At 34.8% G+C, this 24,651-nt stretch carries 24 protein-coding genes; 14 read left to right on the top strand and 10 right to left on the bottom strand.

From position 1 onward, the window contains the following. Window positions 1–16 precede the first annotated feature (16 nt). Complete coding sequence (locus tag LXM54_RS21285) at window positions 17–1,228, top strand: MFS transporter (protein ID WP_233317249.1); 1,212 nt, start codon at window positions 17–19, stop codon at window positions 1,226–1,228. A gap of 146 nt (window positions 1,229–1,374) precedes the next feature. On the opposite strand, the gene LXM54_RS21280 is transcribed toward LXM54_RS21285, so the two are convergent. From LXM54_RS21280 to LXM54_RS21270, 3 genes are read right to left on the bottom strand one after another with little or no spacing between them, the layout of a single operon-like run. Further along, on the bottom strand, window positions 1,375–2,469 hold the full coding sequence (locus tag LXM54_RS21280) for a Gfo/Idh/MocA family protein (protein ID WP_233317248.1): 1,095 nt from the start codon (window positions 2,467–2,469) through the stop codon (window positions 1,375–1,377). 34 nt (window positions 2,470–2,503) lie between these two features. After that, window positions 2,504–3,241 carry a ThuA domain-containing protein gene (locus LXM54_RS21275; protein ID WP_233317247.1) on the bottom strand — a complete coding sequence of 246 codons (738 nt, stop codon included), beginning with the start codon at window positions 3,239–3,241 and terminating at the stop codon, window positions 2,504–2,506. A gap of 27 nt (window positions 3,242–3,268) precedes the next feature. Further along, window positions 3,269–4,429 carry a Gfo/Idh/MocA family protein gene (locus LXM54_RS21270; RefSeq protein WP_233317246.1) on the bottom strand — a complete coding sequence of 387 codons (1,161 nt, stop codon included), beginning with the start codon at window positions 4,427–4,429 and terminating at the stop codon, window positions 3,269–3,271. 266 nt (window positions 4,430–4,695) lie between these two features. Here LXM54_RS21270 and LXM54_RS21265 point away from each other — a divergent pair, with 266 nt between their 5' ends. From LXM54_RS21265 to LXM54_RS21230, 8 genes are all read left to right on the top strand, one after another. After that, a complete protein-coding gene (locus LXM54_RS21265) occupies window positions 4,696–5,532 on the top strand; it encodes a helix-turn-helix domain-containing protein (RefSeq protein ID WP_233317245.1) in 837 nt (278 codons plus the stop codon). 1,367 nt (window positions 5,533–6,899) lie between these two features. Then, the gene (locus LXM54_RS21260; RefSeq protein ID WP_233317244.1) at window positions 6,900–7,229 is read left to right on the top strand and encodes a PadR family transcriptional regulator; all 330 of its coding nucleotides are present in this window, start codon (window positions 6,900–6,902) and stop codon (window positions 7,227–7,229) included. 667 nt (window positions 7,230–7,896) lie between these two features. Beyond that, on the top strand, window positions 7,897–8,388 hold the full coding sequence (locus tag LXM54_RS21255; RefSeq protein WP_233317243.1) for a hypothetical protein: 492 nt from the start codon (window positions 7,897–7,899) through the stop codon (window positions 8,386–8,388). Window positions 8,389–8,401: 13 nt separating this feature from the next. Further along, entirely contained in the window at window positions 8,402–9,421 is a 1,020-nt protein-coding gene (locus tag LXM54_RS21250; protein WP_233317242.1) for a hypothetical protein, read from the top strand. 284 nt (window positions 9,422–9,705) lie between these two features. Then, window positions 9,706–10,566, top strand: a complete 861-nt coding sequence (locus LXM54_RS21245; RefSeq protein WP_233317241.1) for an EamA family transporter — start codon at window positions 9,706–9,708, stop codon at window positions 10,564–10,566. A gap of 271 nt (window positions 10,567–10,837) precedes the next feature. Continuing rightward, window positions 10,838–12,016, top strand: a complete 1,179-nt coding sequence (locus tag LXM54_RS21240) for an MFS transporter (RefSeq protein ID WP_233317240.1) — start codon at window positions 10,838–10,840, stop codon at window positions 12,014–12,016. Between the two features lie 106 nt (window positions 12,017–12,122). Then, window positions 12,123–12,275, top strand: coding sequence for a MerR family DNA-binding transcriptional regulator (locus tag LXM54_RS21235; protein ID WP_233317239.1), 153 nt, complete (start codon window positions 12,123–12,125; stop codon window positions 12,273–12,275). Window positions 12,276–12,304: 29 nt separating this feature from the next. Further along, the gene (locus tag LXM54_RS21230) at window positions 12,305–12,535 is read left to right on the top strand and encodes a hypothetical protein (RefSeq protein WP_233317238.1); all 231 of its coding nucleotides are present in this window, start codon (window positions 12,305–12,307) and stop codon (window positions 12,533–12,535) included. A gap of 75 nt (window positions 12,536–12,610) precedes the next feature. Here the strand turns inward: LXM54_RS21230 and LXM54_RS21225 are convergent, their stop codons facing one another. Beyond that, on the bottom strand, window positions 12,611–13,162 hold the full coding sequence (locus tag LXM54_RS21225; protein ID WP_233317237.1) for a CBO0543 family protein: 552 nt from the start codon (window positions 13,160–13,162) through the stop codon (window positions 12,611–12,613). Window positions 13,163–13,439: 277 nt separating this feature from the next. Between LXM54_RS21225 and LXM54_RS21220 the strand changes: the two genes are divergently transcribed. After that, a complete protein-coding gene (locus LXM54_RS21220; protein ID WP_233317236.1) occupies window positions 13,440–14,795 on the top strand; it encodes a TrkH family potassium uptake protein in 1,356 nt (451 codons plus the stop codon). Window positions 14,796–14,908: 113 nt separating this feature from the next. Continuing rightward, window positions 14,909–15,349, top strand: coding sequence for a cell wall hydrolase (locus LXM54_RS21215; RefSeq protein WP_233317235.1), 441 nt, complete (start codon window positions 14,909–14,911; stop codon window positions 15,347–15,349). Between the two features lie 116 nt (window positions 15,350–15,465). Here LXM54_RS21215 and LXM54_RS21210 read toward each other — a convergent pair whose 3' ends face one another. Then, on the bottom strand, window positions 15,466–15,828 hold the full coding sequence (locus LXM54_RS21210) for a hypothetical protein (RefSeq protein WP_233317234.1): 363 nt from the start codon (window positions 15,826–15,828) through the stop codon (window positions 15,466–15,468). A 216-nt stretch (window positions 15,829–16,044) separates the two neighbouring features. On the opposite strand from LXM54_RS21210, the gene LXM54_RS21205 reads away from it, so the two are divergent. Then, complete coding sequence (locus tag LXM54_RS21205; RefSeq protein ID WP_233317233.1) at window positions 16,045–18,123, top strand: methyl-accepting chemotaxis protein; 2,079 nt, start codon at window positions 16,045–16,047, stop codon at window positions 18,121–18,123. A gap of 124 nt (window positions 18,124–18,247) precedes the next feature. On the opposite strand, the gene LXM54_RS21200 is transcribed toward LXM54_RS21205, so the two are convergent. Next, window positions 18,248–19,090, bottom strand: coding sequence for an SDR family NAD(P)-dependent oxidoreductase (locus tag LXM54_RS21200; RefSeq protein ID WP_233317232.1), 843 nt, complete (start codon window positions 19,088–19,090; stop codon window positions 18,248–18,250). A gap of 135 nt (window positions 19,091–19,225) precedes the next feature. On the opposite strand from LXM54_RS21200, the gene LXM54_RS21195 reads away from it, so the two are divergent. Next, the gene (locus LXM54_RS21195) at window positions 19,226–19,585 is read left to right on the top strand and encodes a MerR family transcriptional regulator (protein ID WP_233317231.1); all 360 of its coding nucleotides are present in this window, start codon (window positions 19,226–19,228) and stop codon (window positions 19,583–19,585) included. An 89-nt stretch (window positions 19,586–19,674) separates the two neighbouring features. Here LXM54_RS21195 and LXM54_RS21190 read toward each other — a convergent pair whose 3' ends face one another. From LXM54_RS21190 to LXM54_RS21180, 3 genes are read right to left on the bottom strand one after another with little or no spacing between them, the layout of a single operon-like run. Next, complete coding sequence (locus LXM54_RS21190; RefSeq protein ID WP_233317230.1) at window positions 19,675–20,145, bottom strand: FixH family protein; 471 nt, start codon at window positions 20,143–20,145, stop codon at window positions 19,675–19,677. Window positions 20,146–20,171: 26 nt separating this feature from the next. Further along, complete coding sequence (locus tag LXM54_RS21185; protein ID WP_442780522.1) at window positions 20,172–21,548, bottom strand: PepSY-associated TM helix domain-containing protein; 1,377 nt, start codon at window positions 21,546–21,548, stop codon at window positions 20,172–20,174. Window positions 21,549–21,567: 19 nt separating this feature from the next. Beyond that, entirely contained in the window at window positions 21,568–22,137 is a 570-nt protein-coding gene (locus LXM54_RS21180) for a DeoR family transcriptional regulator (RefSeq protein ID WP_233317228.1), read from the bottom strand. 256 nt (window positions 22,138–22,393) lie between these two features. Between LXM54_RS21180 and LXM54_RS21175 the strand changes: the two genes are divergently transcribed. Next, on the top strand, window positions 22,394–23,032 hold the full coding sequence (locus tag LXM54_RS21175) for a YcnI family copper-binding membrane protein (RefSeq protein WP_233317227.1): 639 nt from the start codon (window positions 22,394–22,396) through the stop codon (window positions 23,030–23,032). Window positions 23,033–23,122: 90 nt separating this feature from the next. Here the strand turns inward: LXM54_RS21175 and pdxR are convergent, their stop codons facing one another. Beyond that, window positions 23,123–24,544 (bottom strand): MocR-like pyridoxine biosynthesis transcription factor PdxR, encoded by a 1,422-nt coding sequence (gene pdxR / locus LXM54_RS21170; RefSeq protein WP_233317226.1) that lies wholly within the window; start codon window positions 24,542–24,544, stop codon window positions 23,123–23,125. Window positions 24,545–24,651 lie beyond the last annotated feature (107 nt).

Below are 24,651 nucleotides of genomic sequence, written 5' to 3'. Positions count from 1 at the left end.
GATTGGTGTTAAATAAATGAAGGAACTTCTTAAGAATAGAGTATTTCTAATAGTACAGGGGGCAGACCTATTACAACAAATTGGAATTTGGACCCGTAATATGGCTTTGCTTTTTTATATTATGGAAAGAACGAATAATAATCCGACAGCAGTCTCTTTACTAACTACATTAGAATATTTACCTATATTTATCTTTTCTTTAATTGGCGGAACATATGCTGATAGGTGGAACCCCAAAAAGACTGTGGTCTATGGAGATGCTTTAAGTGCTCTTTCTATGCTGTTAATATTGATACTAATATCTAATGGAGTTTGGCAATCTGTTTTTGCAGCGACAGTAATATCTGCAATTATTAGTCAGTTTTCACAACCATCTTCGGCAGTCATTTACAAAAAACATATTCCAGTGCATTTGGTGGGTAGTGCTATAGGGATCAGCCAAAGTTTAATGGCGATATTTACTATTTTAGGTCCGGTGCTGGGAACATTTATATATACACAATTAGGGTTAGAAACATCCATTTGGGTATTGTTTGCCATTTTCACCTTAGCATCTGGACTACAATTGTTTTTACCGAAAACAGAGAAAAATAAATCAACACAGGAAAGAAAATCAGCATTAATAGACGTAAAAGAGGGACTTGTTTACGTATTTAAGCATAACAATTTGAAATATATTGCTTGCTTATTTTTTATTGTTGGTATTTCTTTTGGAATTACTCAACCATTAGATGTGTTCGTAATCATGGAAAGGTTAGGATTACCTAAAGAAAGTGTTCAGTGGTTTGCTGCTGCAGAAGGAATCGGGATGTTGCTTGGGGGAGGACTTGCGGTAACACTATCGTCGTTTGTTGAGAAATATAGCAAATATGTCTTAACAACAACCATAATAGCTCTTTCTCTTATTACCATTATTGAAATCTTGTCATTCTGGCCACTATTAACTGCAGCTGCGCGGATATTATCAGGACTGTCTGCTGCTTTTTTTCAAGTAATATTTAGTACAATGATGATGAAAGAAGTTGCTTCTGATTATATTGGCAGAACAAACGGGATTATTATGCCACTCATGATGGCAGGTATGCTTTTAGGCAGTGCTAGCTCAGGATTTATTGTGCTTAAAGTGGATTTATTTGGTGCTTATGTTTTATCAGCTATTTTAACACTTTCCTGTATTATTTTGACAAGTCGACTTCAATTAGAGAAGGTTGAATTAAGAACGAACTAATTAGATACAAAAAGGGGTTCTAATAAAGAAGGGGAGATATACCATTTTAATATTGTCTATCGGCATTTTGTAAGACAATTAAATTACACAACAAAGGCTGCCCTTAAAAAGGGCAGCCTCTGTAAAAATTTAGCCTTTAATTACTTTCAATTACTCTGTATTTTTATGGAGACTGGCTCGGGACGATTACATGTACTTTCCATCATATAATGTCTGCCGCTATCAGAGGAATCGTGGAAGCCATGCATTGCTTCTAACACATGATACGCTAACTTGCCATTGGCCCGGTAGTGACCACCATCCATAATCGCTTGGGCCATATCTGCCACGCCAAGTCCTCTGCTGTTTTGAGCGTGACCGTATTCTAAAGGCACCTCTTTAAATTCAATTTCGTCACGTTTTCTAATCTTAACAGGTCCACCAAATGTGTTTGGATCAGGAACTAGTAATGTTCCTTCGCTGCCGTATATTTCAATAGGTGGAAGAGATGTACCGCCAAATGCATCGAAGCTTGTGGTGATATTTCCAATCACCCCTGAGGCAAAATCTATAACACCTGAGATATGGGTTGGAATCTTTACATCAATCTTTGTACCTGCTTTTGGTTCGCTGAGTACCGTTCTTTCAGGATAGCTGATCCGTGTAAAACCGGAAATTCGCTTAATTGGTCCTAAGAGGGCAACCAAGGCTGTTAAGTAGTATGGTCCCATATCAAACATTGGTCCACCACCGACATCGTAATAGAAGGCTGGGTCTGGATGCCAATGTTCATGACCGCGGCAAATCATAAACGCAGATGCCCCAATAGGCACACCAATTTCACCTTGCTCTATTAATTGGATGGCTGTTTGAATTCCGGCACCTAAGAAGGTATCAGGCGCACTGCCAACAAGCAGATTTCTTTCTTTTGCTGCTTCTAAAATTTGTTTTCCTTCATCGCGTGTAACTGCCAGCGGTTTTTCCGTATATACATGTTTGCCTGCTTTAAGTGCTTGAATACAAACAGAGGCATGTGCTTTTGGTATGGTTAAATTGATCACAAGGTCGATTTCCGGCTCATTCAGCAGCTCCATCACAGAACAGGCTTTGGGAATATTAAACTTTTCAGCTTGAGAACGGGCCCGCTGTATATCTAAATCGGCACAGGCCACAACTTCGAGATGAGGGAATTTCGGGCAGTTTTCCATATAAATAGAACTTATATTTCCACAACCAATGATGCCAACTTTAAGTTTTTTCATAAGGGTCCTCCTAGATTTTAGTCTAAAGGCTTTTTTATTGGCTGTCTCCCATACCAGTATAGGTACGTACATTTTCGTAAGACGAAGCTACATCTACTTTTTCGGCCAGCGCCTTTCCAGCAGCGGCCCATAAAAATCCTCGGCGCATAATAAGTGAGACTTCCGGCATTGCAACAATATTGGCCTGATGACCTAACGAATTATAAAATACATTTCCATGGCCCCACCGTTTTGTCCAGACAACAGGCATATCTACTGCTTTGTTAGCTGAATGAGGGCCATGAAATACTGGGAAACGTGTAGTTGCTAACACTTCTACAGCTGGATCATAATGAAGGTAATATTGCTCACTAGCGACTTTGAAATCAGAAATATCCTTTAACAGCGGGCTAGACGAATGCTTAATGTTTACAGTGTATTCCACACCATCATTACCAGGATGAGCGACCCAATTTCCACCCGTCATAAACTGCCAGTCAACATTGTTTCGGAAAGAGTCACACATTCCACCATGGCATCCAGCTAAGCCGACACCTGCTGCCACTGCTTCAGAAATATTTAAGACATACTTTCTTTCAATTTCACCCATTGTCCAGTGAGGAACAATCAAGTCTAATGACTGTAACTTTTCCTTGTCTGCATAAGAGTCTAGTGAATTGGAGACTTCTACTTGGAAATTTTCTTCTTCGAGGATTCCTTTGAAAATGTTTGCAACTTGTTCAGGCTGATGGCCATCCCATCCGCCCCAAACAATCAAAGCCTTTTTTTTCATTTTCAACCACACACCTTCAACATTATTTTAAACATCGGAAATTTGAATCCATTGGCGTTTCTCAATCGATAAATCAACCGCTTCCAAAACTTGCTGGCACTTGACGCCATCACGGAAGTTTGGAACAGGCTGACGATTCTCACGGAATGCTTCCATAAGTTCTACTACTTCGTGAATAAACGTGTGTTCATAGCCAATCGTATGTCCCGGCGGCCACCAATTTTCAGCGAAAGCATGACTTGGATCAGTTGCTAAGACGCGGCGGAAACCCTGTACATCTTCATCATCATTAGTAAAATAAACTTGCAGTTCATTCATCCGCTCAAAGTCGAAAATAACACTGCCTTTACTTCCATTGAGTTCAAACGTATTCGTACAGCGATGGCCTGCAGCAAACCGTGTCGCTTCAAAGCTTCCTAATGCTCCATTGGCGAAACGAGCTAGAAATAAGGTAGCGTCATCCACCGTAACAGGTACTTTTTCCTCGCTATTGCTGCCTTTTGCAGTTAAACCGGACATTTGGGCAGGAACTGGCCGCTCTTTAATAAAAGTTTCGCTCATCCCAATTACTTCTGCTATATCACCAATTAGGTAATGAGCCAAATCAATCAGATGAGCTCCGAGGTCTCCGTGTGATCCTGAACCGGCAATTTCTTTCTGCAGTCTCCAGGCAAGCGGGAAGTTAGGATCAACAAGCCAGTCCTGTAAAAAACAAGCTCTGAAATGATAAATTTCACCTAATTTTCCTTCATCTAAAAGCTTTTTTGCCAATATAACAGCAGGAGCAAAGCGATAGTTAAATCCAACCATATGTTTAACCCCACAAGCCTCAACTACTTCAAGCATTTCTCTAGAGTCCTTTAATGTAAGCGCTAACGGTTTTTCGCAAAAAACATGCTTGCCTGCCTTTGCTGCAGCCAATGCGATTTCTTTATGTGCATCACTTGGGGCATTGATATCGATTAAATCAATATCGTCTCTTTCCAATAAAGTCTTCCAGTCGGTTGTATACTCCTCCCAGCCAAATTGTTTGGCAGCAGCAGAAACACCGCTTTCATCCCGGCCGCAAATGACCTTCATTTCAGGATGAACAATGTTCGGGAAGAACATGGGAAGATCCCTGTATGCATGACTGTGTGCCTTACCCATAAATTTATAGCCGACCATTCCAATTCTGAGTTTCTCCATAGTTATCTCCTTTTTTGATAGATGTAAAGACAAGGACAGAAATAGAAGGATAAACAAATCTTTACCATTTTCAAGAGCATTAGGAAAAGTGATAATCCCAAATATAACATTAGAGAAAAGGGGAGCATGCCCACGAGAGATAGACCAAAGCCTATTGTCTGTGTGTCTAATATTGGTAAATGTATCATTTTTTTGTTTGACACAACAAGATAAAACTTATATAATCCTAGACAAAATTTATCCTATTGGGAAAAGGTGAATCTCAAATGTTATTATATGAATCCCACCATTTTGATTTTATTTCAAACTATGATTCTAGCAATTTAAACTTTCCAAGCCATCTCCATCGTTGTTTTGAATTAATCTTTGTTGTAGGTGGCGAAATGGAAGTGATGATTGAAGAAAGAAATTTTCATTTACACACTGGACAATATTTACTAATATTACCGAACGAAATTCACTCTATTTCGACAGTATCTCAATCAAGGGCTAAAATTTGTATTTTTTCTCCTGATTATGTACCGACTTTTCAAAAGATGATCGAAAATCGTTCCCTTGAAAATCCAATTTTCGACCTTTCTGTCCAGGCAAAAATACTTCTTTCAAAAACACTCTTTAAAGATGACCTCAACTTGTTAGAACAAAAAGCTAGTCTTTATTTATTATTATCCGAGCTAATGGCCCAAACAAGCCTCATTAAAACAGAAAAAAAAGACTCAGCATTGCTTCATACCTTGTTAACATACATACAAGAACATTTTACAGAACCGATTACTTTACAGAGTTTAGCTGGCACACTTGGATATAGCTATAATTATTTATCGAAATATTTTAATGCCCGTGTCAAAACATCGTTCACAGAGTTTTTAAATGATACTCGGGTTAACTATGCTTGTCATCTGCTCAGAACAACAGAAAAAAACATCACGGAGATTGCTTATCTTTGTGGATATGAAAACATCCGCTCATTTAATCGTAACTTTATCAAAAAAACATTATGTACACCTAAAGAATACCGAAGTAAACTTCCATCGCTTTTTCTTGGTTTGCATCCTGTCCACAATATAAAAACTGCTGATGAAAAAGATACCGAGACTGACTAATATGGCCGAATATGAGTTACTCAAAGCAAAATAGATGTTTAGACATTTTTATACTGAGTGTTTAAAGTTTTATTATCTTTGGTGACTTACTTAATTCCATAAAAAAATCCAGAGAAAGGATAAGGTTTTATTACCTGTTTTCCTTTCTCTTTTCGTTATGCTTGTAAAGAAAGAGCGATTACCACACCTCTTATTACACAAAGTTGTCATGGATTTTGGTTAATTTACATCAATTAATAGATAGTAATATCGAACTTTTTAACTGGTTAACAGAATGTTCAAAAAATGAGTTAGGAAATTATGTTACCTTTTTATTGAACAACCACGTGACTTATTAAGTAACTGTTCAAGTAAACGCATAAAGAGGTGATAATAATCCCGAAATCAAACAGTCTAAATAATTTAGAATCCTTACTTTAGTAAGTGGAAATATATCTTTCTAAAGTGTCGCTAACTACAATTCAGAACTTAAGGTTACAGGTAATATGGTCGCGGTTTTATAATATATGTGGTTTTCTAATTATGTTGGTGTTACAACGAGTATGGTTAAGGTAGTTACAAATGCCTTTAAAGCATTCAGTATTAAGCATGGAAAGAAATATACTATTAAGAACTGGATATTCAAAGGAGCTGTGAATCAATAATGACCAGTTTATGGTCAAAAAGACAATCGCTAATTGAGCGATATAAAAATAACAGCAGTAAATATACAAAATTTTTAATATTTTGCAAATTGTTTTTGTAGTTGTTGTTACACTTTCCGTAATATCGCTTTTCAAGGACGAAGATTCTTCTATTCTCAACAGTGTTTTTTTAATAATTTTAGATACAGTTTTTGGGTTGCTTTATCTTATAGTATTAATCTTAGATATTCGTGGAAGATTGAAAAATGATAGGAAATATAAATAAAGGCAACATATCTAAGATAGGTAATAAGCAAAGTTGGGAAGGCTAACGGCATCAGACCCAATACCAAGGTTCTGATAATTAAAAATGACAATGTTCAACAGCATCCTTTGGATGCTGTTTTTTTAATAAATAAGATGGAGAGAAGTAATGAAACATACTGATTAAGAAGTTAAAACTTTACGCCCATTGGAAGTAGTAAGCAAAATTTGAATAGTTTCCTTGATATAAAAATACTATATCTAATTATTACGCTATATTAGATAATTATGCTAGTAAAAATAACTAAAAAGAGAGAAGGGATGGCTATGACAATTTTTAAAATATAATTTCTAAAAGGAATCTAATTTTACTTTCTTATAAATATATAGAGGCAGAAAAGTATTTCTAAAAAGTAGTATATACAGTACCCTTTAATGCTTATTAGCGTTAAATTAAACAACAGATGCTGGTGATAAATAATGAACGCTCAGTTTAAAAAAGGTGTACTTGATTTAATAGTCTTGTTAATAATAGATAAAGAGGATGAATACGGGTATTCACTAGTAAAAAAAATATCTACTAAAATAATCATTTCTGAAGGTACTGTTTATCCGATATTAAGAAGATTAGTTAGAGAAAAAAACCTAACCACATATAATAAGGAGTCTAAAGAAGGGCCATTTAGAAAATATTATAGTATTACAAAGGATGGGATTAATAAACTAGAAACATTGAAATATGAATGGAATGAATTTTTTCTAATAATTAACTGCTTTATTGAAGAGAATGATAAATATAAACAAGATTAATTTTTTTGGAGTATATGAATGAAATGAAAAAACAAAGAGTAGATATGTGAAATTTTAAAGGATTAACACTGTATATACTATATTATGCTTGGAAATAATGTTGGTTTTAAAAGTGTATTAAGTAATGTGTAGGCATGGAACCGGTAATGTACCGAGCTATGCCTTTTTTTTATTATAATCCTATTTATGTTAAGTAATTTCTATTACCCCATAGAGAGTACTATGCTTTAAACCATAATATACATAAGATACTACTTTATAAACAAAATATTGAACCTCCATTATTTCGATAGTATTTTGAGAATATACCAATTAAAAGGAATAGGAATTGAACACAGCTTTTAATAAGGAAACTAATGAAAATAAACAAATGGATCAAAGTTAATTCAAAATATGTTATAAGTATTACTTCATTAATAAAGGGTTAGAACTATCCCTTCGTTAGTTGCTGAGTAATGTTCCTTTAATTGGTATAAGCAATGTGTGTTCATGAAGTACCTTAGTAACTTATTGAGATTGGTGAAGGGGGAATGTGATTTTACTGCGATAAATGGTTCAAGCAATTAATTAACTATATCTTAAGAGAAATAGTAAAACGATAGCTTTAAATTATTCACCATTTGTATCATGCAGAAAGAACTAATACGTTATAAAGGAGAGGAAAACAATGAATAAAAAAAGAAATCTGTTAAATAAATTTGGTGCGGTTGCTTTATCGGCAGGTATTCTAACGGGCGGATTTTTACCAGTTGTAGGACATGCAGCTGAACCAGAAGTGACAGCTGAATCAAGAATAATAGAAAAAGATATTGTATTAAGTGATGAATCTACAGTTATTTTTAGTGATAATGTAAGTAGAGCCACAGTAACAATTAAAGGAAACTTAACAGGTTCCAAGCCACCTCTTTTAAAGCCTCGTGCAACAGCAAAAACTAGTACAAGTCAAAATGTGTATTCAATTAGAGCAAAAGTAGATAGTAATAATAATGGAACTAGTACTTCTTCATCTGGATGGAAAACGTTAAACAATACTTCTATAGCAAATAGTGGGCAACTAATAGCTAATACTACTAAAGCAAAATTTACTGGATATCATCAAATGAAAATTACTAGTTCTTCAAGCTGGTTTTCTACTGCTAATACTAGTTTAACTTATTGAGCTAGTCGTTAAAATGATGGGGAAATTTTCAAAAGGGAAGAAAATAGTTTTTTGTTTGCTAGTAATTACTATTTTCTTCTTTTCTTCTTATTATATTAATAAACAAAGTATAAAGCCCACTGAGCAATCTTCTGAAATGATTTCTGATACACCGCAAGACGTTTTAGATTTAGGGAAAGGTTATTCTCTTGGTGTTGATATTCCTATGAACAGTAATGCCAATCAAAGTATAGATAATGTTAATGGAAGAATTTTAATGGATACACCACAAGATATTTTAGAAGTTTCGTTTTCAAATAACTTAAGAGACGAACAATTTATCCTTAAAATTTTCTATGATTATGAAGAAATTAAATTTAAACCTTTGGATGAAAATAAGTTTGATTCATCATATATATTTGAATTAGAGACGGGAAATACCATTACATTACCCTTTGAGTTAAATGGAGATATATTAAAAGATAATAAATCACATAAACTTACAGTTGGTATATATGCTTCTCCAAATGAACATACTAAAATCCAAAAATTAATGACAAATTTTTTCGGGATGACTTTAGATTATGAAATTTTTTATGAAGATAATGGAACAATATCTTTAAAAAATCAAGATTCGACAATAAGTAAAACAGTTAATGATGTATCTTTTGAAGGGTTAGTAATTAATAATAATATTGGAAATGTGGACGAAGTTTTATTCCCACCATATTCAATAAAGGTAAAAAAAGAAGAGAGAATAGAACTAGCATATTTTGCAAATTTAACTCAATCTATACCTGAGGAAGTAGAAAATTATTTGATTTTATCTATGCTGGATTGGAAACAAATTAAAATGAATGGTCACTCCTATTTATTATTAGATAAAAATTCCATAAATCCAGAATATGGGACATATTATATCACTGCACCAGATAAAGCAGGGTTATATGAATTTGTTGCCTTTATAATACCTAATCCAGAAAATAGAAAAAATGAAGATAATTATTTTCCGATCGAAACCGCATATAAATTCACTATAGAAGTTGTTGATTGATTGGTTACTATCTGGATTACTTTTTTCTAAAAATGGCAGCATTAATCTAATAGGATTAATGCTCTTTTTTATTTAACCTCTGTTGAGCCAAACGAGAATGTTAGTTAAGTAAAAAACGGAAAGGGATTGTTAGAATAGGCCTTTGGTTGTTGTTATTGTTAGTTTTGTTCTTTTCTTAAATTTGCACATATATCTATAAAAATGTACGATACAAGATGTAGGTTTACCGATTAATATCAATGAGTATCCATTGTTCCAAATAAATAGATAAAGAGATGATTAGCATGAGTATTATATTGGCATTATTAGCAGCAGTATTTGCTGCATTAACGGGGATTCTAGCAAAGATAGGAATAAAAAATGTAAATTCTAATTTGGCTACAGCGATTAGAACTATTGTTGTATTAATCATGTCTTTCTTAATGGTTGTGGTTACTAATAACTTAGATAATATTTTTCTAATTAATTGGAAGGACTTTATCTTTATTGTACTATCTGGAATAACAACTGGACTATCATGGCTTTGTTATTTTAAAGCAATACAAATAGGGGATGTTTCAAAAGTAGTGCCTATAGATAAATCTAGTGTAGTAATGACAATACTCCTTTCATTTATTATTTTAGGTGAGCCTGTTACAACAATGGTTGTTATCGGTAATACTCTGATTACAATAGGTACATTTATATTAATAGGAAGACTCAAAAAAAATTCAAATACGTCCTATTCCAACTCATACATATTATTATCTTTCCTATCAGCAATCTTTGCCGCACTAACAGCGATTCTCGCGAAGATTGGTATAGAAGATGTAGATTCAAATACAGCTACTTTCATACGTACCATCGTAATTATTATTTTTGCTTGGGGGATTGTATTCTTTCAACGTACACATACTCAAATGAAAACCATAACTAGAAAAAGCTATATATTCTTAATCTTATCTGGTATGGCAACAGGGCTGTCATGGTTATGTTTTTTTGCAGCTATTTCCATCGGGAAAGTGTCTATAGTCACACCAATAGATAAATTTAGTGTGGTGATCACGATGATTTTAAGTATCATTATATTAAAAGAGAAGCCGACGAAGAATACCATATTCGGATGTTTTATTATCACAATAGGAACTATTTTTCTTTTATTCTGAGTTTATTTCATAATTGTTATGTCCCTTCATTTAAGGAAGGGTTTTTTTATGTCTAATAATGTTTTAATGGCTTCTAACTTAATTGAATTAAATGTTTCTAACTAACATTTATCTTATAGGTGTAAGAATTAACAATCGTCAGTCATCCCTTATATAAAATAGCTGATTCTTTCTTACAAGCAACGACCATGTACTTGCTTTAAAGTAAACTTCAAACTGTATAATTACTTTCCAAGTGCTTTAAATATTTTGGAAAGTAGGCTTGATACAAATGAGAAATTATCCAATTTCTATATTTATCTTAGCAATAGGAGCATTTGCTATTGGTATGACTGAATTTGTGTTAATGGGTATTTTGCCTGATGTTGCACAGGACTTAAATATACCCATCTCTAAAGCGGGGCACTTTGTTTCTGTTTATGCCCTAGGAGTTGCTATAGGTGGTCCAATTATGACCTTGCTTACATTAAAAATGCCTCGAAAGAAATTAATTCTCTTATTGATTCTTTTTTCTATGATTGGAAACCTTGGCTCGACATTTGCGCCTAATTATGAATCTTTAATTTTATTTCGTATCATCGCTTCGCTTACACATGGAACCTATATGGGTGCTTGTGCACTATTAGCAACTAATTTAGTTTCAAAAGAACGATCCGGACGTGCAGTTAGTTTTATTTTTGCAGGCCTTTTAAGTTCAAACGTTTTAGGAGTTCCAATAGGGACGTTTATCGGTCAACAATTAAGCTGGAGATATAGCTTTGCGGTTATTACAATTCTAGGAATCATATCATTTCTCGGAATTATAATGTTTGTACCTTCCAGTAAAAATCGAGCAGAATTTAATGTAAAAAAAGAAATTCTTGCTTCAATCAATCCACAAATAATTCTGGCATTGTTCATTACTTTTTTCGGATTTGGAGGAATGTATTTAGCGTTCACTTACATTACACCCATTTTAACAAACTTAACTCACTATGAATCGAGTAGTATCTCATGGATACTGTTAATATTTGGAGTAGGTTCAACTGTTGGGAGTATTATTGGTGGAAAACTGTCAGATTGGAGGCTAATGCCTTGGCTTAATATAAATATCGTTTTGCTTATATTAGTAATGATTTTATATGGGGTTGTTAGTTCAAATAAAATATTAGTTATTCCTATCACATTTATTTGGGGGTTAATTGCATATGCGCTTCTACCTACTATCCAGTCCCGGCTAGTACTTCTAGCAGCAGATGCTCCAAACCTTGCTTCCACTTTAACTAATACAGCTTTTAATATTAGTATCTCTTTTGCTTCCTTCTTTGGGGGAATCATTATAGATTCATTTAGTTTAGCTTATATTTTCTATATTGGTGCTCTTCAATCATTTGTAGGTCTAATACTTGCATATATTAGTTATTTGGTAGATAAAAGACTTACAATTAGAAAAAAACTACTAAAAATCTAATGTATGATGACTACTAGATATGGTTTTTTAGGTTGCGTTAAAGTTTACTTTAAAGTTTATACTGTTTACAGAAGCAGAATATAACACTCAAAAGTGAGGTTTCATTATGGCAGAGTATACGATTAAAGAAGTATCAAAAAAGATGAAATTACCTACTCATACTATACGTTTTTACGAAAAAGAAGGGTTATTACCATTCGTAAAAAGAGAGATAAAAATGGTTATCGTGTTTTTCGAGAAGAAGACCTTGGATGGTTAGATTTTATTGTTTGTTTAAAAGTAACTGGAATGCCAGTAAGTGATTTAAGAGAAATTATTACCCTAACAGTAAATGGAGAAAATAATTTTGATTCAAGACGGTCTATATTATTAAAACAATTTGCAGTTCTAAAAGAAAAACAAAGGCAACTAGATAAAGCCTTTGACAAAATAGAGGTTAAGTTAAAGTATTTTGATAACCTCGAGCAAGAATTTAATCAAAATTCTAAACACGAAAGTAGTTTAAAATCAGAAGTGTAAATTATAAATAATGAATAAAGTCTGCCATGTTGGAATTGGCAGACTTTTTCTTATATGTTCAGGTTCATACTCCCTTTACTTTTCATTCAACTTCGTAAATCTATCCTTTTTAGATAAATAATCAGCAATTAAATAAATAATAAATATTACGGGAGCCGAATAATACATTTTCCAATGAACAGGGTGATATATCCCAATGAACTTAAGAAATGGCAGGATGACAAAAGATACTATTAGTGATAATGCAAGTGCTTTAATATAGGGACTTGTATTAGGTTTTACTTGCAATAAGAACATGATTGAAACTGGTATTATGGAAATACTCCAAGGAAAATAATTATCTGTAAATGGTATGACTTCATAATGATAATGAAAAAAACCTAGAGAATTGCCAACTAGATCAAGTAAGGAGGATAGCAAGGCAGTAAAAGTTCCTACGTAAAGTAGGCGGTCTGTGCTATTTCTCTTCCTAAATATAATAAATATTACGATTGAAATGATAAGCAATAAAGCACCGAACCACCATTGGAATGTAAAAAGGGAATGATCAAACCACATTTGTAATTTTTCATCTTCTAGCTGTTGTTGTTTTTTAGCAAAATCGTCAAAAACATGATTGCTTTTCATAAGGAACTCCTTGTACATGTTGTCATATATATATTTTTAACGTTAATGGAAAATTATCCGTTGTTCTTGCTAAGAGGGAAATCCTTTAGAAAGCCCTTGTAACACGATTAGAAAAACTTCTTTTTCAGAGCTACAGTTGGTAAGGGAGTATGGAATATTAGCAACTAACTTTTTCTTTATATTGCTTACATGGTATTTCAGTTTATTATCCAATATAAAGGACAAAATAAATGTAAGTATATAAGTTCGTCAGAAAATATAAAGAAGTTGGAGAAAAATGAAAAGTAAAATAAAGATTTTAACAAAACGACTATCTGCTGCTCAAATAATTGTTTTTTATTACATAGTAGCTGTGATGATTTCAACCATTTTGTTGCTGCTGCCGATAACTCAAAAGCAGGATACAGAGCTCGCACTAATTGATGCGCTCTTCATTTCAATAAGTGCGGTAACAGTTACAGGATTAGCTACGGTAGATGTGAGCCAGCTGCTTAGTGTTCCCGGTACGTTTATATTTTCGGTCATCCTCCAGTTTGGTGGTATTGGAGTCATGGCATTCGGTACAATACTATGGCTTGTATCTGGAAAAAAGATCGGATTAAGAGCAAGAATACTCATGACAACAGAACAGAACAGCCCGACTTTTTCCGGAATCGTTCGGCTTATACGATTGATTTTCTTTTTCTTTGTCACGGTTGAGCTATTAGGGGCTATTGCCATCGGTACATATTTTCTGAAGTATTTCCCTACATGGCAAGAGGCTTATTTGCAAGGTTTCTTCGCTTCTGTTGCTGCTACAACCAATGCTGGTTTTGATATTACTGGAAAGTCACTAATTCCATTCGCAGATGATTATTTTGTGCTAACCTTTAATATTATCCTTTTTATTATCGGATCCCTTGGATTTCCTGTGTTAATGGAGGTAAGTCAGTGGGTCAGACATAAGGGGAAGAGCACATTCCAATTCTCGTTGTTCACAAAAATTACAACAGCAACTTTTTTCATACTGATTGTTGTTGGATTTTTTATCATCTACTTGTTTGAGTACAATCATTTCTTTGCAGATAAGAATTGGCATCAATCCTTTTTCCATGCTTTGTTTTATTCCATATCTTCAAGAACTGGCGGAATGGCGATCAGTAATGTGAACGAACTATCGCTACCTACCATTTTGTTAATGAGTATATTTATGTTTATAGGAGCATCTCCAAGCAGTGCTGGCGGGGGGATAAGGACCACAACGTTTGCTGTGATGCTGCTAACGATATACAATTATGCAAACGAAAATAGAACAATAAAAATATTTAAAAGAGAGATTGATGAGGAAGATATCATTAAGTCGTTCATTGTATTCACTACAGCTATGATACTTTGCAGTGTAGCAGTTGTCATTCTTACATGCATCGAATCAAGGTTTTCCTTAATGGAAATTTTATTCGAAGTTTCCTCTGCTTTTGGCACTGTAGGCCTTTCGCTTGGAATTACTCCAGATTTGAGTGCTGCTGGTAAGTGTGTAATCATGCTATTAATGTTTATCGGGAAGATCGGAATGTTTACCTTCCTATTCGCTATGGGAGGCAAATCAGTTAAACATCCGTATCACTATCCAAAAGAGCGTATCATTATAGGATAATAATGTTATATTTCTAAGAATGTATAAGAAGTAATAAATTTATCTGTTAATATTTCATTAACAATGTCATATAAGCTGGCTTTTTTTTCATACAATATTTTGGAGGTGGAAAAATGGCCAGAATAGCGTACAGAGATTCAGACATTGACTTAATGGCAAGAATGATGAGAGCTGAAGCTGAGGGTGAAGGAAATCAAGGCATGCTCTATGTTGGAAATGTCATTGTAAACCGTGTTGTCGCCAACTGTACAGACTTTAAAGATTTAAGAAATGTTCAACAAGTCATTTTTCAAGTTCAAGGAGGAAATTACTCTTTTGAAGCTGTTCAAAAGGGCAATGTGTTTTATCAAAGAGCAAGAGAGTCTGAAAGAAGATTAGCACTGCAAACGGTGAAGTTTTGGAGAGATCATCCAGCGAAATTTGCTTTATGGTACTTTAATCCAAGTGGTGCATGTCCCCCAACCTGGTATAACCAACCTTTTACGGGGCAATTTAAAGAACATTGTTTTTATGAACCAGCGGCTGGAACATGCGAAAGTGTTTATAGAGGATGAAATGAAAAGGAGCTGGAAAAATGCAAGTTTATTTTTGCATATTTTCGGCTTTTTTAATTTGGATGTAAATAGGGGTCAGTAACTGACCCCGTTACAATTAACAATGAACGTTAACCTTATATACTGTACGCTTCATCAATAGAATCTACAAAAATTCCAGGAAAGTTAATTTCTTTTACACAATTTTCAACCTGCATTCTTGAAGCTGGAGTGGAAGGATTAATAATGATTATCTTTTTAAAATTAGCCATCGCATATAATTTTAAAACGAATGTGATATCTTCCACCACATGACCAGCCACTTTTTCTTGACCGCGTCCATCAATAATTAGTTTATACCTTGAAGGGTTAATCGTATTAACGATGGTTTGAAACTCGCTTAAATATATTTTTGCATCTTCTTCTTTAAAGAAACCGCCGACTTTTACAAATAACGTGCTTTTTTCTTCATCCAACTCAAAGGTATATAGCTTCCCCATTTTTTCCTCCAATGTGTAAAAATAACTACTGGTATCATAATACATAAAACGACTACTTTCGACAATCCTGCTTTTTTTACCTCTTATGATACGTAATACTCTCAAAAAAACCATATGTCGAAAATTGCGGTTTTTTTCGTAATGTCTTCATTATTCTTTATCCCTTGACGATAGTATCAATATAGCACTCTAAAATTAAAGTGAACAGGAGAGATTATGAGAATCAAACATCGTAAGAAGAGTATTGCAACATCATTGATTTCGTTTGTTGTTCCTATTATTATCGTTGCGCTAGTCGTTATTTCGTCCATTGGATATACATTTTCCAAACAAATTATTAAGCGACAGTTGGACTATGCAATGAATACAAAGCTTGAGGAAACTGCTCAAGGTATTAACATTATTTTGGAAAAAGAGAATGGTTTAGCGCAAAGTCTTGCCAAAACAGTTGAAGTAAATTCAGATTTATTAAAGGAAAAGGATTATGATGATTTGTTGAAAAATTATGTTCCTATGTATAGTGAATCATTTGGTATGGGTGTTTGGTTTGAACCGAATGCCGTTAAAGGCAAGCAGAAATATGCACCATATGCATACAAGGATGGAGATAAGATTATCCTTGATGATTCATATACTGCTGGAGACGTTGATATTTGGTCGACAGAGTGGTATAAAGTTGGTTCTCAAACAGATGGTGGCTGGACGACAGCATATACTGACCCTGCTACTAATGTTTCGATGGTTACAACTGCATATCCATTTAACAATCAAAACGGTAACTTAATGGGTGTAGTTACAGTAGATGTGGATATTAGCAGTATTCAAAAATTAATTACAGAAGCAGAAATTGATTATGAAGGAAAGGCCTTATTGGTACAGAGTGATGGGGTACTTCTCGGTGGTGTAGATGAGAAGCGGTTAACAAAGGAAAGCATATTGGATGATCAGAATGATTCTCTTGCAGCTGCTTCTAAGTACATGTTAGCGAACGAAACTGGCAAAACAGAATATACAGCTGATAATGAAAAGTACTATTTCTACTTCTCGACTATTCCTAATACAAACTGGAAGATAGGGATCAGTGTAAGTGAAACACATCTCTTTAACAGCTTAAATGACTTGCTAAAAATATTCGTTATATCTAGTTTTGTCTCCATCGTGCTGGTAACTTTAGCGATAGTTGTTTTTTCAAACCGTATGGGCAGAACAGCTAGGAAATATAGCAAAATAGCAGAAGTTGTCGCTGATGGTGGGTTAGTGAACAAATTTGAAGAGAAAGATTTAGCTAGAAAAGATGAGTTGGGGGATATTGGAAGATCTCTTTGCAACATGCAGAATAACTTAACAGATGTTATTAATAATTTTCAAGCTAATGCATTAAGTATTGATGATCATGCTCAAAATCTGTCTTCTTTTTCTCAGCAAATGTCTGCCACTTCAGAAAATGTTGCGACAGCTATAACGACTGTGGCTGAAGGAGCAACAGAGCAACATCAGAGACTAAAAAGTGTAAATTCAGGGCTGAATGAATTTGGAACAAGCTTGGATTCTATGGCGCAATCCATTAATGATGTTGATTCTAGCACTAATTCCATACTAATGATGGCTAATGAAAGCAGTCAAGAAATGAATATGATGATTAAGGCTTTCGGCTCACAGAATGAAACGTTTAAAGAATTGATAGAACGAGTGAAATCAGTAGAACTAAACATCCGCAATGTAAACGAGATGACAGAAATAATTAATTCCATTTCTGAGCAAACGAACCTTTTAGCTTTAAATGCGGCGATTGAAGCAGCTAGAGTTGGTGATTCTGGAAAAGGCTTTGCGGTAGTTGCGAATGAAATAAGAAACTTGGCAGAAAAAAGCAGAGAGTCTTCTGAAAAAATTGATTCTATTATTAATGGTGTGTCTAAAGATACTACGCAAATGGTTAAATCAGCAGAAGATGTAAACAAAGAACTTCAATTACAAAGAGAACAGTTAGATACAACTATTCACTCTTTTGAAGGAATTATCCATGCAGTAGAGGAAGTATCTCCTAAAATAAAAGAAATTAAAGAATCGTCCATCAAAATTCAGAATGATAAGAGTAAAATAATGAAGGAATTGGATCAGACTGGAACGATTGCAGAAGATGTAGCTGCATCAGCTGAGGAAATTTCAGCATCAGCTCAGGAGATGTCTGCTTCAATTGAAAAGGTCAGTGCATCAGCTGTAAGCTTAGGTGAGATGACCACTGAAATGAAACATAAAATAAACTTTTTCAAAATAGAGAAAAGAAGTAGTAATTAATAAAAATATTATGTAAACAGGTGCGAAGCTTTATATTCGTACCTGTTTTTTTGTAAGTTAACATTGCCGATAATAGATAATTAAAAGGCTGTCTTAGAAAGTCTCGACTGCCTGCAGTACTCACTCATAGAGGCAAATATTCTTTTTCGTATACAGATTGTACTTGTCGTAAAACTTGAGATCCGTGCTGTTTAAATTTGAACGAAGCAGGCTTTCCTTTAGATATATACAATCCAGCTTCTTCCGGGGATCTGTTTAACCCAGAAAACAAATGGCTTGCTCCTACACTAGGATGGGGACCAAACAAATGAATGAACGGCTGTATAATCAGTGGCAAGCCGCCATTTCTGCCTTTACGCATTGTATTGTTATTGCCCGGATCAACGCTGATAATTGTCACGCCTTCTCGCTTCAGCACTGGTGCCAATGCATATGTCCACAACGTAATTGCCAGCTTAGTCGTTGCATAAGGACCAATCAGCTTCTGAAATTTAGGCGGGTTTGCCAATTCCTCCGGGACGAAAGATCTTTTAAATTTAAATGCCTCTGAACTAGTTTGGATAACGATAGCCGGTGATCCCTTTTTCAAAAGGTCAAGCAGTTCCATCGTGATAATGAAGGGAACGACTGTCTGGAGTTCATAATGCAATTCTCGTCCTTGCGGAGAAAAGAGGAGATTTGGGAAACTGCCTCCTGCATTATTGAAGAGAGCATCCAGCTTCGGTTCGTTCTCCTTTATTTGCCTTAAAGCAGATTTTAGTTTCGTAAAATCAGATAAATCGGCAGTATAAATTCGGATATCCTGTTGACGGATTTTTTGTTGGAGCTCCAGCTCTTCCTCTGGAAATTCAGAGCGTATTAAAGCAGCTACCTCCCAGCCATTCTCGACTAATTTCTTCGTCAGCTCCAAGCCTATTCCGCTGTTTGCTCCAGTAACAAGAGCTGTTCTTTTTTGTGTTTGCACCATTTTTTTAACCTCCTATTAATGAATGACTGTAGTATAAAACATGGAGCTAACTTCAGGTCAAGAGTAAAGATTATAGCTTGACCTGGAGTTGACTTCATGTTTTATAATTACATCTAAAAGAAGGAGGCGATTGTCGTGTATACAATCAAGCAGGCAAGCAAACTGACTGGGTTAACCATTGATACAATTAGATATTATGAAAAAGCAGGCTTGCTTCCTAAGATTAAACGGCTACCAAATGGACATCGTGCATTTTCACCATCCGATATTGAACGGTTGCACATGGTCATCTGTATGAAAAAAGTAAATCTTAGTTTAGAAGAGATAAAATTATATCTTGATATAACGGAATCAAGTAAAATGATTCCTGAAATGGTAACAGGTATGCTCGAGCATAAAGAAAAAATAAAACAACAGATGGCTCAATTGCAGACTGTATTAGATTTTATTGATGAAAAATTAGCTGAAGGAACATGGCTAAAGAAGAAAGCATAAGAGTTTGTATGCTAAAGAATTTGTCCATACATAAGCTGACTTTTTTGGCACAAAAAAAGAGCTTTTCCGCTCTTTTTCAAAGTCTACTATTAATGATGGTGCTCCTGACTTTCTTCTTGTACTTTGACATCCTTTTGTAAATACTCTAGTTCACTGTCCGAAAGCTCTCCGACAATAAATTGCTTTTGCGGCATAATGATTGAATCGTTATTACTAGCATGTAGCTTTACAAAATAAAGACCATCACTGTCGATTTTTACCGTTATACTATAAACTCCATTCCCTTCATTCTTAGCATCTCTCATATTTTTCTGGATAGTGCCATCTTGCTTCCATACCTCATAATGGACATAGTCTGCGTGTTCTACTTTTTCACCATTTTGAGTAAGTGTCACCTTTATGGTAGCTGGTTCTTTTGCTTTTAAAGAAGAGGGGATTTCTAATTGAGCTTCAAGGGGTGTTTCTTTTTTATATAAACCAGCTGCATCTTCCTTAAGTGAACATGCACTTAATAAGAGTAAAGTTAAAGCAACTACCAAGCTATTTCTAAACTTCTTCACGAATAAGCCACCTTTTCATTATCTTATTAAGCATTTAATACCTTTTTCATGGCCGGAATTCTTTGGATAATCAATAAGTCAAAAACCCATACAATAATAAGGGATAATCCCACTAAAGGAAACACAATGCCTAATATAATCAGTATGAAAAGAAGGTATCTCATTTTTTTAATACTTGGAGCCTTTGGTGCTCCTAATTCTTGTTTAGGTTTACGTTTCCACCACATATAAACACCGGTAATAGCTACAAGAATGGTACCAAGACATATTAGAAGGCTGATTAATTGGTTAATCAAACCAAATTCTGTGCCTTTATGCAAGGTAATACCGATAGCAATCAACTTACCCAATGGTCCGTAATGATCATAACGGTAATCAGCTAACACCGCCCCGGTATATTGGTCAATATGAATGGTCGCTTCATCTTTTGCTTTTGGCGGAAAGGCAGAAAATGTGTAAACACCTTCTTGGGTTGTTGGGAAAATAACAGAATAGCTAGGGTGCATTCCTTCTCGATTGGCAATATCGACCACATCATCAATAGAAAGAGGGGTATAACCTTGTATGTCTGATTTTGGCACATCTAACGTTTCAGCAGCCCAAGGGACTTCGGCAATATCTTTTGTTTGTACTGATGATGTTGGAGCACTTCCTACCCAAACTGATGGAGGATAGCCTTCTCCTGTATTAGTAACTAAAGATTGGAAATTAGTACCCCAGAACCCTGACCAAGGTAATCCTGTTAAGATTAAAAATAACAATCCGCCTGTTATCCAAAGCGCAGGCACGGCATGTAAATCTCTTCTGAAAATTTTCTTACCTTTATGCAGTCGCGGAAATAGTATTCCAGCAAAGCCTGTTTTCTTTTGTTGCGGAAACCATAAATATATTCCAGTGACAATTAATACAATTGCCCAACAAGCAGCTAGTTCTACTATTCTATCACCTAAAGTGCCAGCCATTAATTCTCCATGAAATTCTTCTATTCTATCCATAATTCTGTCTTCACTATTCAACTCGCCGAGAATTTTGCCTGTATAAGAATTAACAAATAGTGTTAAAGACTCGTCTTGGTAGTTTATATTCACTTCACTTGAACTTGTTTCACTATCCCCAGGCAGATAGCTTGTTATATTTGCACCGGGATATTCACTTTTCACGATGTTAATTTGCTCTGACGGGGTCATTCTGTCTTCTTGCTTCGTAACCTCGTAATAATCTTTATATAAAACTTGCTCAATCTGTGGTTTAAATAAGTATATAGATCCAGTGACAGCAAGAATAAGGAGAAACGGTGCAAAGATTATCCCAGCATAAAAATGCCATCTCCATACGGCTTTATATAAAGAGGCTTTTGTTTGTTTCGTTTTTTGTCCCTTTTGCACGGATTTCTCTGCTTTCATTGACTCCATTCTTTTCCTCCTATTTTGGACAGCAATTCGAGCTTTGCATGTGTGAGTTCAAAGCTGTAAATACTTGCTCAAAGTTATAGATGTCTCCTCCAAATCCTGTTTGAAACTTAATGGCTTCATCCATTGAGTTAAAAGTAAGAAGCTGTGGTTGACAGCAATTTGAATGAAGGTCTGGATTAATCAGAAAGAAGCCAGTTTTAGCACTCAGTGTTGTATCATGAAGAAAATCACGACATATGATTTGAGATATTTCTGCTTGAGTTTCTTGATATCTAAGCAATCCACAATGAATACAACATGTTTGTTCTACCTGGTGATTTGTTTTTATTAACTGCACAGATAATCTTGTGTTAATTCCTTTATAGCAATAGGAACAATGATTGGAGGGCGTAATGGTTTCTTTAGTCAGGGAAATGCCGTTCGATGTCTTTACAATTTTCTGTTGGTCAATAAGTTGTTTAATATCACGATATACCGTCATTTCCGATACATTTAATTTTCTGCTGATATCAGATACCTTTAATGTTTCTTCTTCCGTTAGCCATGATAATAGCTGTTTTTGTCGTTCTATTGGTAACATTGGTTTCTTCCACCATTCTTTCTAATAATTCAACCTAGAAACAGGGTAATTTATTTACTGGTTATTTGACAAGAGATAATATGATAAATAATGTTAAAATGATGTTAATAATAACAAATGTTCACAAAAAAGTCACAAAGTTAGGGAAAGGAGCATTTTAAGATATAGTTAGATTTGTTATGATTATGATTGTTAGTTACTAAGATTTATACAGTGTATAAATGGGAACATTTTAAAAGAGGAGTTGTGTATACATATGAAGAAGAAGCTTTTTGCGTTTTTATCAGCGTTTGCTGCCGTTTTTCTTATTGCACTTCCAGCAAGTGCACATGTAACTGTTAATCCTTCAGAGTCTGCAACAGAGGCTTGGGAAACATATACAGTAAAAATACCTGTTGAGAAGGACATTGCGACAACGAAGGTAACACTTAAGATAGCCGATAATGTGGATTTTAAAATGTACGAACCAGTAGATGGTTGGAAAGTAACAACCGAAACCAATGATAGTGATAAGGTAACTACTGTGACTTGGGAAGCAGAGAATGATCAATCAGCTATTCAGCCAGGTGAGTATAAGCGATTCAGCTTTACAGCACAAAACCCGTCTGATGCAGGAGAAGTTGTTTGGGATGCCTTTCAATATTATGCAGATGGAAGCATAGTAGAATGGACTGGAGATGCGGATGCAGAACTTCCTCATTCTGTAACAGAAATTGCTAAGTCTGATGCAACTACAGATAGCCATGGACATACACATGATGCTGATTCTGCTGATGAAGATACGGCAAGTGCAGAAGATGATCATGAGCATAGCTCTACAAGCACAGTGTTATCAATCATTGCCATTATCGTTTCTGTTCTTGCTATTATCTTGACTTTTGTGAGACGAAAATAACATAAATTAGGTAAGCTGCCTGGGTAGGCAGCTTTTTTTGTTATCTTCCTATTTATGGAGAGAAATAATGCATTATTAATTTTTTGCTGCTTAGAACCATGCCTTTGAAAGCAATATTACGCCTTCTTGAATCTTACTCTCATCCATACCAGCAAAACCAAGCAGAACTCGAGGATATTTTTGATCTGGTAATTGTTCATAGAAGGAGGAAACAGGATACACCAACACGCCATTCTTTTTAGCTGTGTCAATTAGCTCTTGCTCTGACATATCATTACGCGGCTCTATTACTATATGTAATCCGGCACCTGAACCCATAATTCTGACTTGATTGTACATGTTCGCTTTAAGAGATGTTAGCAATGCATTATGTCTTTTCTTATAGACATTTCTAACTTTATTCAGATGTCTTGACCAATGCTCGCTTTCCATAAAGAGTTTTAATGTATATTGATGCTGTCTGGAAACGGTTTGTTTATAACCAATATACTTCTCATGGTACGTAGCTAATAGATGTCTTGGAAGAACCATATAACTAAAATCCAAAGATGGAATCAGCGATTTAGCAAAAGTCCCCATATAGATAACTTTTTCATAACTGTCTAAGCTTTGAAGGGCAGGAATAGGCTTGCCTTCGTATCGAAATTCACTATCGTAATCATCCTCTATTATATAGCCATCTGAATCCTTCGCCCATTTAATTAATTCTAATCGTCTTTGGATTGGCATAACAATTCCAAGAGGGAATTGATGTGCAGGTGTGACAAAGACAGCTCTGACCTCGCTTGCTGTTAATTTCTTTATATCAACTCCATAACTATCAAGGGGAATCGGATGCACTGCTTTGCCATATTCCTGTAAAACAATACGGACTCTATTATAACCAGGCTCTTCAATCCCATATGTGTATTCTCTGCCAATGATTTTACATAACATACTTAACAGATATTGTGTTCCAGCTCCTATGATAATTTGATGCTCTGAGCATTTAACTCCGCGAGATTCATACAGATATCTTGCTATTTGCTTACGAAGATCTAGATCACCTTGTGGGTCGCCATATAGTAACAGCTTTCCTTGTTCAGCAAATATGCTTTTCATCGTTAATTGACTCCATAATTTAAATGGAAAATGCTTTAAATCTATTTCTCCATATTTAAAATCATATAGAATTCTTGAAGATTGCTCTTCTTGTTGACTGCAATTGTTATTCAAGATTTCATCATGGATAGCATGTGCGTTTTTGTCTAAAAACAGCTCATGCTTTATATCCTCAACAAATAAACCTTTTCTTTCTTCGCTTCTGATATAACCCTCAGCGAGGAGCTGCTGATACGCAGCATTAACAGTGTTTCTGCTTAAGTTTAAATGCACTGCTAATTTCCTTTGAGAAGGCAATTTACTATGAGGAGGAATATTTTCTGATTGTATTTCATTTTTAAGAAAACGATAAAGTTGTATATATACGGGTGCATCACTTTGAGTATCTAAAATGGGAGTTATTTCTAACATGGTTTTGACCTCCATCAAACTGGTACCTGAATAATTTTAATATCTGGCTCTTTTAATAGTTCCAGATTAATTACTATAATTAGTTTACAATGCGCATTTGAAAAAAT

The organism is Bacillus sp. Au-Bac7 (genome assembly GCF_021341655.1).
Taxonomy (GTDB): domain Bacteria; phylum Bacillota; class Bacilli; order Bacillales; family Cytobacillaceae; genus Niallia.
The sequence above is the reverse complement of the archived record's forward strand: the minus strand, read 5'-3'. Positions and strand labels throughout refer to the sequence as shown.

Excerpts from the sequence above, each read along its gene's own strand:
- LXM54_RS21200 (WP_233317232.1), bottom strand. The coding sequence starts at position 19,090 with ATGGTGCAAACACAAAAAAGAACAGCTCTTGTTACTGGAGCAAACAGC.
- LXM54_RS21230 (WP_233317238.1), top strand. The coding sequence starts at position 12,305 with ATGCCAGTAAGTGATTTAAGAGAAATTATTACCCTAACAGTAAATGGA.
- LXM54_RS21205 (WP_233317233.1), top strand. The coding sequence starts at position 16,045 with ATGAGAATCAAACATCGTAAGAAGAGTATTGCAACATCATTGATTTCG.
- LXM54_RS21265 (WP_233317245.1), top strand. The coding sequence starts at position 4,696 with ATGTTATTATATGAATCCCACCATTTTGATTTTATTTCAAACTATGAT.
- LXM54_RS21215 (WP_233317235.1), top strand. The coding sequence starts at position 14,909 with ATGGCCAGAATAGCGTACAGAGATTCAGACATTGACTTAATGGCAAGA.
- LXM54_RS21175 (WP_233317227.1), top strand. The coding sequence starts at position 22,394 with ATGAAGAAGAAGCTTTTTGCGTTTTTATCAGCGTTTGCTGCCGTTTTT.
- LXM54_RS21245 (WP_233317241.1), top strand. The coding sequence starts at position 9,706 with ATGAGTATTATATTGGCATTATTAGCAGCAGTATTTGCTGCATTAACG.
- LXM54_RS21185 (WP_442780522.1), bottom strand. The coding sequence starts at position 21,548 with ATGAAAGCAGAGAAATCCGTGCAAAAGGGACAAAAAACGAAACAAACA.
- LXM54_RS21180 (WP_233317228.1), bottom strand. The coding sequence starts at position 22,137 with ATGTTACCAATAGAACGACAAAAACAGCTATTATCATGGCTAACGGAA.
- pdxR (WP_233317226.1), bottom strand. The coding sequence starts at position 24,544 with ATGTTAGAAATAACTCCCATTTTAGATACTCAAAGTGATGCACCCGTA.
- LXM54_RS21235 (WP_233317239.1), top strand. The coding sequence starts at position 12,123 with ATGGCAGAGTATACGATTAAAGAAGTATCAAAAAAGATGAAATTACCT.
- LXM54_RS21255 (WP_233317243.1), top strand. The coding sequence starts at position 7,897 with ATGAATAAAAAAAGAAATCTGTTAAATAAATTTGGTGCGGTTGCTTTA.
- LXM54_RS21285 (WP_233317249.1), top strand. The coding sequence starts at position 17 with ATGAAGGAACTTCTTAAGAATAGAGTATTTCTAATAGTACAGGGGGCA.
- LXM54_RS21260 (WP_233317244.1), top strand. The coding sequence starts at position 6,900 with ATGAACGCTCAGTTTAAAAAAGGTGTACTTGATTTAATAGTCTTGTTA.
- LXM54_RS21270 (WP_233317246.1), bottom strand. The coding sequence starts at position 4,429 with ATGGAGAAACTCAGAATTGGAATGGTCGGCTATAAATTTATGGGTAAG.
- LXM54_RS21280 (WP_233317248.1), bottom strand. The coding sequence starts at position 2,469 with ATGAAAAAACTTAAAGTTGGCATCATTGGTTGTGGAAATATAAGTTCT.
- LXM54_RS21275 (WP_233317247.1), bottom strand. The coding sequence starts at position 3,241 with ATGAAAAAAAAGGCTTTGATTGTTTGGGGCGGATGGGATGGCCATCAG.
- LXM54_RS21210 (WP_233317234.1), bottom strand. The coding sequence starts at position 15,828 with ATGGGGAAGCTATATACCTTTGAGTTGGATGAAGAAAAAAGCACGTTA.
- LXM54_RS21240 (WP_233317240.1), top strand. The coding sequence starts at position 10,838 with ATGAGAAATTATCCAATTTCTATATTTATCTTAGCAATAGGAGCATTT.
- LXM54_RS21250 (WP_233317242.1), top strand. The coding sequence starts at position 8,402 with ATGATGGGGAAATTTTCAAAAGGGAAGAAAATAGTTTTTTGTTTGCTA.
- LXM54_RS21220 (WP_233317236.1), top strand. The coding sequence starts at position 13,440 with ATGAAAAGTAAAATAAAGATTTTAACAAAACGACTATCTGCTGCTCAA.
- LXM54_RS21225 (WP_233317237.1), bottom strand. The coding sequence starts at position 13,162 with ATGAAAAGCAATCATGTTTTTGACGATTTTGCTAAAAAACAACAACAG.